This window comes from Pseudomonas sp. Irchel s3a10, assembly GCF_900187525.1.
GTDB lineage: Bacteria > Pseudomonadota > Gammaproteobacteria > Pseudomonadales > Pseudomonadaceae > Aquipseudomonas > Aquipseudomonas koreensis_G.
The window spans coordinates 861797-874440 of record NZ_FYDR01000001.1; the positions used below are offsets into that span (position 1 = coordinate 861797).

A 12644-nucleotide genomic window follows, 5' to 3' on the forward strand; every position below is an offset into this window, starting at 1 on the left:
CCGGAGCGTCCATGAATAACAGCCGATTCGCAAGAACCGCAGGCTGGCTGGCAGTGCCGTGCCTGGTCGCGGCAGGCCTGCTGGCCTGGTATGTCACCCGCGAGCCTGTCTCGCACCTTGAAAACGACCAAACCGCCGTGGCCGATATCGACCCGGCGCTGGTGGCTCGTGGCGAATACGTCGCCCGACTCAGCGATTGCGTGGCATGCCACAGCGTGCCGGGCGGTGCGCCGTTCGCTGGCGGCCTGGAAATGGCCACACCACTGGGCGCGATCCACGCGACCAACATCACCCCGGAGCCGGAGACCGGCATCGGTCGCTACAGCCTGGCGGACTTCGACCGTGCGGTACGCCACGGTGTAGCGCCCGACAGCCGTCGTCTGTACCCGGCGATGCCCTACCCGTCCTACGCCAAGCTCAGTGACGACGATGTGCGAGCGCTGTACGCGTTCTTCATGAAAGGCGTGGCACCGGTCAAGCAGGCGAATATCCCGAGTGCGATTCCTTTCCCGTTGAACCTGCGCTGGCCGATTGCGTTGTGGAACGGTGTGTTTGCCGACACCGAGCCTTACGTGACCAAACCGTCGCAGGATGCCGTGTGGAATCGCGGCGCTTATCTCGTTCAAGGCGCCGGGCACTGCGGCAGTTGCCACACGCCGCGCGGTCTGGCGTTCAACGAGAAAGCCCTGGATGAATCCGCTACGCCGTACCTCGCCGGCGCCTTGCTCGATGGCTGGTACGCGCCAAGTCTGCGTGATGACCACAACACCGGCCTGGGCCGCTGGAGCGAGCAGGAGATCGTGCAGTTCCTCAAGACCGGGCGCAACAAACACGCGGTGGTTTACGGTTCGATGACCGAGGCGTTCAACAACTCCACGCAGTTCATGAGCGATGACGATCTGACCGCGATCGCCCGCTATCTCAAGTCATTGCCGGGGGATCCTCAGCGCGACGGCCAGCCTTGGCAGTACCAGGCGGTTTCGGCGACGGAACGTCTGGACGCGCCCGGTGCTCATACCTACGTCACGCGCTGTGCTTCGTGCCACGGTTTGGACGGCAAGGGCCAATCCGAATGGATGCCGCCGCTGGCCGGCGCCACTTCGGCACTGGCCAAGGAAAGTGCCTCGGCGATCAACATCACCCTCAACGGTTCGCAACGGGTGGTGGCCGCCGGAGTACCGGACGCCTATCGCATGCCAGCCTTCCGCGAGCAGTTGTCGGATCAGGAGATCGCCGAAGTGCTGACCTTCATGCGCAGCACCTGGGGCAATCAGGGCGGTGCTATTGAAGCGCAGGCCGTCAACAAGCTGCGTGAACGTACGGATCCGGCCAGCAGCAGCCCGATCATCCTGCAAATGCGTTAGAGGAACGTTTGATGGAAAGCATCGACTTGCTGGTCCTGCGCACCGCGCGGGACTGGCTCGCCGCCGGCGAGCAAGTGTTGCTCGCCACGGTGGCGCGCACATGGGGCTCTTCGCCGCGCCCGACAGGCTCGATGATGGCCTTGCGTAACGACGGGCGCGTGATCGGCAGCGTGTCCGGCGGCTGCATCGAGGACGACCTGATCGATCGCTACACCACCGCGCATGGCGGCACCGGCCTCAAGGACAGTGCGCCCGAGGTGGTGCGCTACGGCGTCAGCGCCGACGAGGCGCATCGTTTCGGCTTGCCCTGTGGCGGCACGCTTGAGCTGATTCTTGAGTTCAATCCCTCATGGCAGGTGCTGGACGAACTGCTGGTGCAACTGGATGCCGGGCAACTGGTGCGCCGCTGCCTGGCACTGGATAGCGGTCGCGTCACACTGCAAGCCACGGCGACTCCTGAGCAATTCAGTTTTGACGGCCAACAGATGCTCAATACCCTCGGGCCGGGGTATCGGCTGCTGATGATCGGTGCCGGCGCGCTGGCCGAGTATCTGGCGACCATGGCGCGGTTCAACGGCTTCAAGGTCGCGGTGTGCGACCCACGTGCCGAATACATCGACACCTGGGCGGTGAACGGTGTGGAGCGCATCATCGGCATGCCGGATGACGTGGTGCGCGACTTCGCGGTCGATCTGCGCACCTGCATCGTCGCCTTGAGCCATGATCCGCGACTCGACGATCTGGCACTGCTCGAAGCCCTGCACAGCCCCGCGTTTTACATCGGCGCCATCGGTTCGCGGCGCAACAGTCAGCTGCGCCGCGAACGTCTGATCGAGCATTTTGGTGAGACCCAGGCGTCACTCGAGCGCCTGCACGGGCCAATCGGCATCTACATTGGCAGCAAGACACCGGCGGAGATCGCCGTCAGCGTGATGGCCGAGATCCTGGCCGCGAAGAATGGCGCCAGCCTGCCGAAGGCGTTTTCGATTGCCAGAGCCAAGGCGCAGGAAGCCTGACTGGCTGGCGGACATGTTAAGCGCCTGCGTGATGACGCTGAATCAACCTTCAGCGTGAGACGGCTGCACGGGTGAACTGCTGTTCCGTCACCACGCTGCCCCACTTATCGCGTCAAAACCCTGCTGATCGCAAAACTCCACTGCCGCGCTCAGCAGTTGCCGTCCGACGCCACTGCCGCGGCAGCCGTCGTCGAGGATGAACCAGCGCAAATGCGCCTGATTGTTGCCCAGATCCTGGCCGTTGATCGCGATGGCAGGCGTTCGATTGCCGACGTCGCCACAGCAGCAAATGTGAGGCAAAAAAAGCCCCGCAACCGAATGAGGTGCGGGGCAAAGTATTGGTTGGTTGCGGCCAACCAAAGGAGCTCGGTCAGAACGGTTTGCGCAGCCGGGTCAGATGCAGTCCTGGGCGGCGCGTTCAAAACTGGAAGGCAGGAAGTTCGAAGCCAGCAAGTGGCGCTCGTAGATGAACACCTTGCCGCCGTTGCCGGCCTTGTAGGCTTCCAGCACGTTGTCGGCCGACACCTTGCTCGGCACCACGATCCGGTAGCTGCGCTGGGTCTGCGAGACGGTCGGGTTCAGCGCACTGCCCTGCAGCTTCGGCACCACGCAATCGGCGTATTGCGCCGGAGTCTTGTTGGTCTGCAAGGTCAGCGTCGGGTCGTTCGGTGCGGAGGCGCAACCGGCGAGCAGCAAGGAGGCAACGGCCAGGGTCGGGGCAAACAAAGCACGCATCGGGGTAATCCTGAAAATAAAGGTTCGGTTCAACCGGCAGCGGTTCAGCGTCACGGCGCCGCCGCTGCCCTTTTGGTTTTGAGTGTTCAACTGGACGCCACCAGCGCCTTGAGCGAGGCATCGAACTGCTTCAAGGCATTGAGTTGCAGGTCACGTTGTTGCTCGATCTGCGCGGCAATCTCGTGCGCCGCCTTGTCATGTACCCAGACCGCCGGGATCTGTTTCTCCACCGAGCCTTCAGCCTTGCCGATGTACTGCAGGTCGGCATCGTAGAAACGCGCGATGAAATGCGCCTCGTACAGGCTGTTCTGCTGGGTCAGCAGGCGGTTGAAGGTATCCAGTTTCACCACGATGTCCGGATGCGCCAGAATCAGCGCATCGAGGTTGTCGTAAACGGTCACCGACATGAACTGGCGTTGCAGCGAGCTGAGCAACCAGTCGATCGCCAGTTCCGGGTCGGAGCTGCTGACAAACGCCGCGCGGATTCGCGAATCCAGTGCATCCTTGGCACCGTGCAGCGCCATGTCGTGGTAACGCGTCAGGTATTGCAGGTTTTCCCGGGTGTTTTCGCTGTACAACACACCCACGGTCTGTGAATGCTGCAAAGTCGCGCTGCTGCCGGCGATGGGCTGAAGACGACACGCACAGGCGTCGCCGGCGTAAGACGGTGCCGTGGCTACCATGCCGCTCATCAGCAGAGCGGTCAGCACCAGTCGGGTCAGGGTCTTCATCGCGCAATTTCCTTGAGCTGCGTTTTCAATGAAGGCAATTTTCCGCCTATTGAATGCAAAGCTGAACTTGCGTTTCGTGATGGTCACTATTACTTCTAGCGATAGTTGCGCACGATAAAGACAGGTACACACTCATCCCCAATGACTAAAACAACAGTGAGGAAGCCGATTTGAGAACCTTCGACCTGATCCGCGACGTGGTTTTGCCCGACTTTCGCGAGCGGGTGGCGGAATATCTGGAGCAATACGAAAAGGTGTTGCTGGACAAGGCCATCACCGATGCGCGGCTCAAGCGCGATACCGCCAACCAGCTGCGCGGCTATCTGCGTGGGTTGAACACCACGCGGGTGCTGGGCATGGCTTATTGGGAAGAACTGGATCGGCGGGTCGTCGACACCTGGCTCACGCCTCACGAATGAGCGTGGACGCCGGTCGGTGACGATCGTATGCGGTGCCTGCCAAAACGGCCCCGAACGCTTACAATCGGCGGCCTTACCGACCTTCTGACAGGCTCCCCCGGAAATGCCGCTCGACCCACCAACGATGCTGACCATCTCGATCGCTCTCGCAGCCGCTGCCGCGCTGTACCTGGCGGTCGAGTGGCGCAGCATTCGTGAGCCTTCGCTGCTGTTCTGGAGCGCCGGTTTCGCCACGATCACCGTCGGCTCCACCCTGGCCCTGCTGCGCAGCAACGGCTTTTTGCTGATCGGCATCTGGTTCGCCAACGGCTTGCTGGTGACCGCGCACTTCCTGTTTCTGCTGGGGGTGGCGCGCTTCACCCAGATCCGCCTGTCACGCGCCTGGTACCTGATCTTCCTCTGCTGGCTGGTGATGCTGTTGCTGCCGGACGGGGCGCTGTGGTCGAAAGTCATGCTCGCCGCCAACTCGTTGCTGGTCGCCGCCTCGACGCTCAAGGCCAGTTTGCTGCTGCGCCCGCATGGCAAATCGCTGAGCGTCGGTGCGGTGCAATTGCGCTATGTGCTGCTCGGTCACGGCATCTTCTATGTGGCCAAGGCCCTGACCGTGGTGATCCCCGGCACGCTGATCGACCTGGCTGCATTCCGTGGCGTAATCATCCAGATCTCGCTGGTCGAGGGTGCGATGGCGATCATGCTGATCGCGCTGTCGATGACCGGCACCGAACGCTACCGGCGCGAGGAGCAGATCGCCCGACTGGCCGCCCGTGACCCGCTGACCGCCCTCTACAACCGCCGCGCCCTCGACATGCGCGCGCCGGGCCTGCTGCGGGGCGTGTCTGCGGCGCATCCCGGCGCCCTGCTATTGATCGATATCGACAACTTCAAATCGGTCAACGATCAGTACGGCCACAGCGCCGGAGACCGTTTGCTGGTGGCCTTGAGCGAAATGATCCGCGCCGAGACCACCGATGAGGCGCTGGCCGCCCGTTTGGGCGGCGACGAGTTCGTGATTTTGCTGAGCAACGCGCCGAGTGATCACATCGTCAGACTGGGCGATGCCCTGCGCGATCAATTTCAGCGCAGCGCCGCGCAAGCCTTCCCGACACCAGAGCCGGTGACACTGAGCATCGGCGCCACGCTGTTCAACCAGCCACCGGCCAGCCTCGCGGCATTGATCGAACAAGGCGACGCCGCGCTGTATGAATCCAAGCGCGGCGGCCGCAACCGCCTGCGCCTGACCGGGCTCACCACTTCAGGATGACCAGACCCATGACCCGTTCCGAGACACCTCTGCAAGACCTCGCTGCCCCCGAAGGCGTTTGCTACGGCTGCGGCGGCCGCAACCCCCATGGCTTGCACGTCAAAAGCTACTGGCACGAGGACGGCGTGCACGTCATGGCCGAACACCTGCCGGACGACAAATACTGCGGCTGGCCGGACCTGGTGTACGGCGGCCTGCTGGCGATGCTGGTCGACTGCCACTCCAACTGGACCGCGATGGCTTACCACTACCGCGCCGAACAACGTGAACTAGGCAGCCTGCCGCGCATCGACTGCGTCACCGGCAACCTCGGCCTCAAGTTCATCAAACCCACGCCGATGGGCGTCACCCTGACCTTGCGCGCCAGGGTCGAGGGCGAAGTCGGGCGCAAGACGCGGGTGATTTGCGAGGTGTATGCCGGGGAGGTGCTGACGGCGGTGGGCGATTCGGTGTTCGTGCGGGTCGATACCGGGCAACTGGCGGACGCGGCACACGGGCGCTGACTCCACACGCTCCCCTGTAGGAGCTGCCGCAGGCTGCGATCTTTTGACGTTGACCTTCAAAAGCAGAATCAAAAGATCGCAGCCTTCGGCAGCTTCTACAGGGGACGCTTGGTGGATATGAATCCTCGCGGCGGCGCGCAAGGAGCCGGCCTATTAAAGCCGATGTTTAGTTTTTTTGGCTTGAGAAGTAATTATTAAACAATCTGAAAAACTGTAATTTCTATCAGGTGCCAAGTCTCCGGTAAGCAGTGATGCTTTTAATTCACTTTGTATTACAGGAGAAAGCCCCATGGTTTCCAAATTAGATATTATTGACGCACTCTCACCAGACTCCGTACTGCAAACAGACGATCTGGTTAAAGCACTAGAGGAGGAGTTCGGAACCACGAAAACGGTACCGAATGCCGCAGCCCCATCGGACTCGTCTTCCGACATTTCGAATCAGTCACGTTTCACAGTAATTCTTGAACCTGTTGAGGCAAGCCAAAAGGTGGCGGTCATAAAAATGGTTCGAGAATACACCGGTCTGGGTCTGAAAGAGGCAAAAGAACTCGTGGATAGCGCTCCAAAACCAGTGGAAAAAGAACTCTCGAAAACTGATGCAGAGGCCCTGAAAAAAAAACTGGAGGCAGTAGGCGCGACAGCTTCGCTCAAGCAGGTTTAGGAAATTCGTAGAACTTGCAGAAGAGCAGTTGAACCGTACGAAACCCTGACCTGACATACCGCCCGAGGCAGCACGCCACTCAAACCCTCCAGAGCGCGCCACCCCCTTGGGCGTTATGCTGTTTGAATCCCCACGCTCCCCTGTAGGAGCTGCCGAAGGCTGCGATCTTTTGACGTTGACCTTCAAAAGCAGAATCAAAAGATCGCAGCCTTCGGCAGCTCCTACAGGTATGACGTTTGAGCAAACCCGGCTAGGCGTGCCGACCCGGAAATCGACGAGGCTATGGCAGAACGCACTTCCAGGAGCTTCCAACCCGTGTCCGACCTGCCGACCCACCGCGCCTATACCCGGCGCTTCAACAGCGTGCTCGCCTACATCGATGCCCATCTCGAAGGTGACCTGTCGGTGAATACGTTGAGTCAGTTGGCGAACTTTTCGGTGTTTCACTTCCATCGGCAATTCAGCGCGTTCGTTGGCGTGCCGGTCTCGCGCTACGTGCAACTGATGCGCTTGCGCCGGGCTGCACATCGGCTGGCCGCGCAGCCGCAACACTCGATACTGGACGCCGCGTCTGACGCCGGTTTCGAGAGTCCGGAAGCGTTCAGCCGCGCCTTTCGGCGCGACTTCGGCATGACGCCAAGTGCCTTCAGGAAGCAACCGAACTGGCAGACCTGGAATGCGGTATGACTCTCCATGTTCCCCCTGTAGGAGCTGCCGCAGGCTGCGATCTTTTGACGTTGACATTCAAAAGCAGAATCAAAAGATCGCAGCCTGCGGCAGCTCCTACAGGTATGACGTTTGAGCAAACCCGGCTAGGCGCACCTGCCCCGAAATCGTCGAGGCTATAGCAGACCGCACTTCCAGGAGTCTTTACCCAGAGTCCGAACTGCCAGAGGATTTTCGCTTCGCCATCTGTGGCGATATTGATGAGCCGGTGGCGCCCAATACGTTCGGCGTGCAGGAACTCGTCATTCCCGGCGGGCGTTGTGTGGTGGTGCGGCATGTGGGTTCACCGGATCACATCGGCGAAACCATCTACCCGATCTACCGCGACTGGCTGCCCGACAGTGGCGAGGAGTTGCGCGATCATCCGCCGTTTTTCCATTACCTGAGCGTCTATCCCGAAACCCCACAGGATCAGTGGCAGACGGATATCTACGTGCCTTTGCAATCGTAAGATTTACTTACATGTTTTTCCGCTTGTGGTGCACATTGCCAACCCCTTATAAGAGCGGCTCTCACTCGCGAATTGAAGGATGCACCCATGAGCAATGCCTGGAACGAAGGGTATTTTACCGACGAGGGTTACACCTATTCGTACAGCCGGGAAATCAACCCGGTGTTCCAGCGTTTTTGTTTGTTATTGCGCGGTTTTGCCACCCTGGAAGGCAGCGGCGGCTACCACTGCGAACTGGGCTTTGGTCAGGGGGTGTCGATCAACATCCACGCCGCCGCCAACCCGGGCAACTACGTCGGCACCGATTTCACGCCGTCCCAGGCCGCACATGCCATTGCGCTGGCGAACGACTGGAACAGCCAGGCCCGTCTATATGACGACAGCTTCGAGCAACTGCTGGCCCGCGATGATCTGCCGGCCTTCGACAGCATCAGCCTGCATGGCATCTGGTCCTGGGTCAGCCGCGACAATCAGCAACTGATCGTCGAGTTCGCCCGTCGCCACCTCAAGCCCGGCGGCATGTTGTACGTCAGCTACAACTGCTTCCCGGGCTGGTCGCCTTCGGCGCCACTGCGCAATCTGTTCAGCCTGCACAACCGCTTTGCCAGCCAGGCCTCGACCAGCCCGGCCAAACGCATCGATGCCGCGGTGCAATTTTCCGAAACGCTGCTGGCGGCCAATCCGAAGTACGCCAGAGCGGCGCCGGCCCTCGGTGCGCAGTTGCAGAGCATCAAGGGTCAGAACCGTCAGTACGTGGCCCATGAGTATTTCAATCGCAACTGGGACTGCATGTATTTCATCGACGTGGTCGATGCCATGACCGCGGCCAAACTCGACTACGCCACCACCGCCGTACCGCTGGACACCGTGGCCGCGCTGAACCTGAGTGCAGAAGGCATGGACTTTCTGGAAGGTATCGAGCACCCGATCATGCGCGAACAGGCGCGCGACTACTTTATCAATCAGAATTTCCGCCGGGATCTGTACGTACGCGGCGCCAATCGGCTGTCTGCCGCCGAGCAACGCGATGGCCTGCTGAGAAGCCGTTTTGTCCTGTTGCAAGCCATCGACAGCATTCCCGGCACGGTCTCAGGCCCTGCGGGCGAGGCGTCCTTACAGGCGGACATTTACCGCCCGGTGCTCGCAGCGCTCGCCGCCAATGCCTACGAAGCGAAAACCTTGCAGCAGTTGTCGATGGCCGTCGGCGGCGTGTCTTATGACGACCTGGTGCAGGCTGTTACCGTGCTGATCGGTATGGGCGTCGCCGCCCCGTGCCAGAGTGAATCCGCCGAGAGGCAGGTGCAGGAACGTTGCGACACCCTCAACCTGCAACTGTGCAAGCGCGCCCTGTTCAACAGCAACATTCAGGTGCTGGCCAGCCCGGTCACCGGCGGTGGCGTGCCAATCAGCCGCGTGCAGCAGCTGTTCCTGATTTCGATCAAGCAAGGCATGACCGATCCGCAAGACTGGGCGCAGTTGGCGTGGGCCGTCATCGGTGAGCAGGGCGAAGTGCTGCACAAGGGTGACCAGCCGCTGCTCACGGCCGAAGAAAACCTTGCCGAGATGACCGAACAGGCCCGGGCATTTGCCCAGACACCGCTGGACATTCTCATAGCGCTGAAGATTGCTTGATCCTGATATACGCCGGGCGACTGGCCGCGATAGAAGCGGCCAGTCGTCTGCGTGCATGGCCCTGACTGCCGCTTCCTGAGCCTTTCTGCCCCCGCCTGCCACGCAGCACCCCGTTAAAAAAGCAAAATTGCCATGTGTTTCCGTCGTTCCTTCTTGCGTCGCACTGTTCATTGCCCGTCCCTGTCTGTCTGGAGTTTCTCGATGCCGTCGCCCAAATCCCTGCCCTCTGCCCTGCTGGGCCTGGCCCTCGCCTGCCCGGTCATGGCCGAGGAACCCAAAGGCATGGAGTTGGGACAAGTACTGATTTCGGCTGAAGAACAAAGCGGCGCCGATGCCTCCGTCGCCGAGGCCGAAGCACGTCTGGCGCAGGTGCCCGGCGGCAGCAACGTGGTCGACATGCGCCAGCCGTTGCAGGGCCGGGTGGCGAGCAACCAGGATGTACTGGCGTATCAGCCCGGGGTCTACGCGCAGTCGGCGGGTAATGAAGGGGTGAAAATCTCGATTCGTGGTTCAGGGATCAACCGCGCACCGGGCGCGCACGCTTCGGGGTTGTACACGATGCTCGACGGCCTGCCGCTGACCGGCCCCGGCGGTACGCCCTACGAATTGCTCGAACCGCTGTGGCTCGACCATGTGGAGGTGCTGCGCGGTGCCAACGGTTTTGATCGCGGCGCACTGGCGCTGGGCGGCGCTGTCGATTACGTCAGCCACACCGGCTACGACGCGCCGAAATTGCAGGTGCGCTATGCCACCGGCAGCCACGGTTATCAGCAGCGTCAGGTGAGTTCCGGGCAGGTGCTGGGCGACTTCGATTACTACGTGTCGCTGACCGACGCGAACGCCGACGGCTATCAGGATCACACCGCCAGCGAGAGCAAAGGCGTGATCGCCAACTTCGGTTATCGCTTCAACCCGAACCTGGAAACCCGCTTCTACTTCCGCTATCGCGAGACCGACAACGACCTCGCCGGCCGCGTGACCAAACACTCGATCGAGCACACTCCACGGGCGGCCAACCCGGCCTATGTGGCGCGCGATGACAGCCGCAAACAACCGGGCAGCACCTTCATCGGCAACAAGACCACCTACTACATCGACGACGATTCGAGCATTCAGACCGGGCTGGTCTATCACGACTACCCGATGGACCTGCGCGAAGGCCCGAACCGTCTGAAAGTGGCCTACACCGACGTCAGCGGCACCTTCGATTACAAGCGCCGCGACACCCTGTTCGGCATGGAAAGCCGCAGCACTGTGGGCCTGCGCACCACCAAACACCTGCCCAACGACGGCGCCAGCGAATTCGTGCGTATCCCGTCCGGCAACACCGCCGCGTATGCGCCGGGCACCCGCATGCGCAACTTCACCTATCAGGGTTCGGACACCGTCCTGCATGTGGGCAACGATCTGGAAATCGCCGACGACCTGTGGCTGACCACCGGCCTCGCCGCCATCTACACTCGCCGCGAAAGCGCCGTCACCTACCCGCAAAGCGGCGGCAAGACCAGCCTGAACGACTGGGATTACGCGCCACGACTGGGTCTGCGCTATCAGGTCACGCCGGACCTGCAACTGTTCGGCAACCTCAGCCGTTCGGTCGAAGCACCGCACCCGTGGTCGCTGATCTACAGCTCGAACATCCGCTTCCCGGCCGGCAACGGCGCGGCGACCGGCACCCAGAGCGACCCGATCAAACTGCAGAACCAGACCGCGACCACCCTCGAACTCGGCGGTCGCGGCGACAGCGCGCTCGGCCAGTGGAGCCTGGCGTGGTACTACGCGCAGGTGCGCCACGAGTTGCTGTCGGTACTGCCGGACGCCAACGCCGTCACTCCGTACGAACTCAATGCCAGCCCTACCGTGCATCAAGGTGTGGAAGCCAGTCTGCAGAGCTCGCTGTGGTCAGCCGAAGACGGACGTAAATTGAGCCTGCGTCAGGCCTACACCTTCAGCGACTTCCACTACCGCGACGACCAGCGTTTCGGCGACAACCGCCTGCCCGGCCTGCCGATGCACTACTACCAGGGCGAACTGCGCCACGACTGGCCGCAGGGCTTCTTCGCGGCGATCAACACACAACTGGTGTCCAAAGTCGCGGTGGATTACGCCAACAGCTACTACGCCGATCCCTACGCACTGTTCGGCGCCACCGTCGGCTACAACGCGCCGAAAAACGACTGGCAGACCTGGCTCGACCTGCGCAACCTGACCAACAAGCACTACGCCGCGACGGTCACACCGGGGTATGACGACAAGGGCCTGGATGCGGCGCGGTCTACGCCGGGCGAAGGGCTGGGGGTTTATGTCGGGGTGTCGTGGAGTTTGCTCTGACGGTTTGCATACTCGGCAACCCGCCGGGTTACTACTCCAACGTAGGCAAATGATTACGCAAAATATTCTCCAGCCCCGGCCGCGTATGTTTCTCCCAAGGGCAAACATCCTGCGCATCGCCTGTGTGCAGATACTCGCCGGCATCAAATGCCTGATAGATGTCAAAGGCTGGCTGGGGCATTTCTTCATGCATCGACACATCAACGATGGGGTTGATAAGTGCATTCATCACTTCATCGCCAAACTCAAAATCACGCGTGTTTGACAGGAAATCTCTGGCTACGGCGATCGCGACTTGATTAAGCAGATCGCGACGCTCGATCTGCAGCCGCTCACAAAAGGGTTGCAGATCGATGTTCAAGCCTTCTTCAATCGCTTCCAGCATGACCAGATAAAGATCGGCTTCCCTCATCGGCCTACTCATCACTCATTTTCCTGCTCTGTTCTTGATGCTCGCCCGGTTCACTCATAAAACTTGCCGGCCAGCAAAATGCTCGCACAGCGCTGCCATACGTTGGCCGAAGAGACATCTGCTGCCACCTGCCTGGAACTGTCGATCGCCCAGGCACCTGCGGCCTCAAAAAACGCATCCACAGATCCATTTTCCCAACCCAAGGCGCCCCGACCATAGGGTGACAGCGGTTCGTTCATTGTCCGCTCACGGGCGAAATCGGCACCCAGTGCCTGAATAAACGTAATGAACGATTGCTCGTCGTTCACGCGTTCCAGCAACTCATCAAGATCATCAGGCGCAGACATCGTGGCAAATTCCTGTTGGTGAATGGGTTTGCCCGGGATGCTGCTATGCATC

14 protein-coding genes and 1 pseudogene are annotated in these 12644 nt (G+C 61.0%); 10 read left to right on the plus strand and 5 right to left on the minus strand.

Features of this window, described 5'->3' with window-relative positions; genetic code table 11:
* Positions 1 to 11 precede the first annotated feature (11 nt).
* Both CKW11_RS03690 and CKW11_RS03695 read left to right on the plus strand, forming a co-directional pair.
* Positions 12 to 1364 carry a cytochrome c gene (locus CKW11_RS03690; protein ID WP_095136446.1) on the plus strand — a complete coding sequence of 451 codons (1353 nt, stop codon included), beginning with the start codon at positions 12 to 14 and terminating at the stop codon, positions 1362 to 1364.
* A gap of 11 nt (positions 1365 to 1375) precedes the next feature.
* Positions 1376 to 2380, plus strand: coding sequence for an XdhC family protein (locus CKW11_RS03695; protein WP_095136447.1), 1005 nt, complete (start codon positions 1376 to 1378; stop codon positions 2378 to 2380).
* Between the two features lie 87 nt (positions 2381 to 2467).
* Here the strand turns inward: CKW11_RS03695 and CKW11_RS03700 are convergent, their stop codons facing one another.
* From CKW11_RS03700 to CKW11_RS03710, 3 genes are all read right to left on the minus strand, one after another.
* Positions 2468 to 2680, minus strand: coding sequence for a GNAT family N-acetyltransferase (locus CKW11_RS03700; RefSeq protein ID WP_256582018.1), 213 nt, complete (start codon positions 2678 to 2680; stop codon positions 2468 to 2470).
* A gap of 93 nt (positions 2681 to 2773) precedes the next feature.
* Entirely contained in the window at positions 2774 to 3115 is a 342-nt protein-coding gene (locus tag CKW11_RS03705; protein ID WP_095136448.1) for a hypothetical protein, read from the minus strand.
* Positions 3116 to 3201: 86 nt separating this feature from the next.
* A complete protein-coding gene (locus CKW11_RS03710; protein ID WP_047598326.1) occupies positions 3202 to 3846 on the minus strand; it encodes a hypothetical protein in 645 nt (214 codons plus the stop codon).
* 170 nt (positions 3847 to 4016) lie between these two features.
* On the opposite strand from CKW11_RS03710, the gene CKW11_RS03715 reads away from it, so the two are divergent.
* From CKW11_RS03715 to CKW11_RS03750, 8 genes and pseudogenes are all read left to right on the plus strand, one after another.
* Complete coding sequence (locus CKW11_RS03715) at positions 4017 to 4265, plus strand: hypothetical protein (protein WP_095136449.1); 249 nt, start codon at positions 4017 to 4019, stop codon at positions 4263 to 4265.
* Positions 4266 to 4368: 103 nt separating this feature from the next.
* The gene (locus tag CKW11_RS03720; protein ID WP_095136450.1) at positions 4369 to 5526 is read left to right on the plus strand and encodes a GGDEF domain-containing protein; all 1158 of its coding nucleotides are present in this window, start codon (positions 4369 to 4371) and stop codon (positions 5524 to 5526) included.
* An 8-nt stretch (positions 5527 to 5534) separates the two neighbouring features.
* Entirely contained in the window at positions 5535 to 6029 is a 495-nt protein-coding gene (locus CKW11_RS03725; RefSeq protein WP_095136451.1) for a PaaI family thioesterase, read from the plus strand.
* A 289-nt stretch (positions 6030 to 6318) separates the two neighbouring features.
* A complete protein-coding gene (rplL, locus tag CKW11_RS03730; RefSeq protein ID WP_095136452.1) occupies positions 6319 to 6693 on the plus strand; it encodes a 50S ribosomal protein L7/L12 in 375 nt (124 codons plus the stop codon).
* A gap of 315 nt (positions 6694 to 7008) precedes the next feature.
* A pseudogene (locus CKW11_RS03735) lies at positions 7009 to 7380 on the plus strand (helix-turn-helix domain-containing protein); the annotation flags it as partial.
* A 157-nt stretch (positions 7381 to 7537) separates the two neighbouring features.
* Complete coding sequence (locus tag CKW11_RS03740) at positions 7538 to 7870, plus strand: GyrI-like domain-containing protein (protein ID WP_371917861.1); 333 nt, start codon at positions 7538 to 7540, stop codon at positions 7868 to 7870.
* 87 nt (positions 7871 to 7957) lie between these two features.
* On the plus strand, positions 7958 to 9502 hold the full coding sequence (locus CKW11_RS03745) for a class I SAM-dependent methyltransferase (protein ID WP_095136453.1): 1545 nt from the start codon (positions 7958 to 7960) through the stop codon (positions 9500 to 9502).
* A 201-nt stretch (positions 9503 to 9703) separates the two neighbouring features.
* The gene (locus tag CKW11_RS03750; protein ID WP_095136454.1) at positions 9704 to 11833 is read left to right on the plus strand and encodes a TonB-dependent receptor domain-containing protein; all 2130 of its coding nucleotides are present in this window, start codon (positions 9704 to 9706) and stop codon (positions 11831 to 11833) included.
* A 31-nt stretch (positions 11834 to 11864) separates the two neighbouring features.
* Here CKW11_RS03750 and CKW11_RS03755 read toward each other — a convergent pair whose 3' ends face one another.
* Both CKW11_RS03755 and CKW11_RS03760 read right to left on the minus strand, forming a co-directional pair.
* Positions 11865 to 12245, minus strand: coding sequence for a hypothetical protein (locus CKW11_RS03755; protein WP_253150779.1), 381 nt, complete (start codon positions 12243 to 12245; stop codon positions 11865 to 11867).
* A 50-nt stretch (positions 12246 to 12295) separates the two neighbouring features.
* On the minus strand, positions 12296 to 12592 hold the full coding sequence (locus CKW11_RS03760; protein ID WP_003225865.1) for a hypothetical protein: 297 nt from the start codon (positions 12590 to 12592) through the stop codon (positions 12296 to 12298).
* Positions 12593 to 12644: the final 52 nt, after the last annotated feature.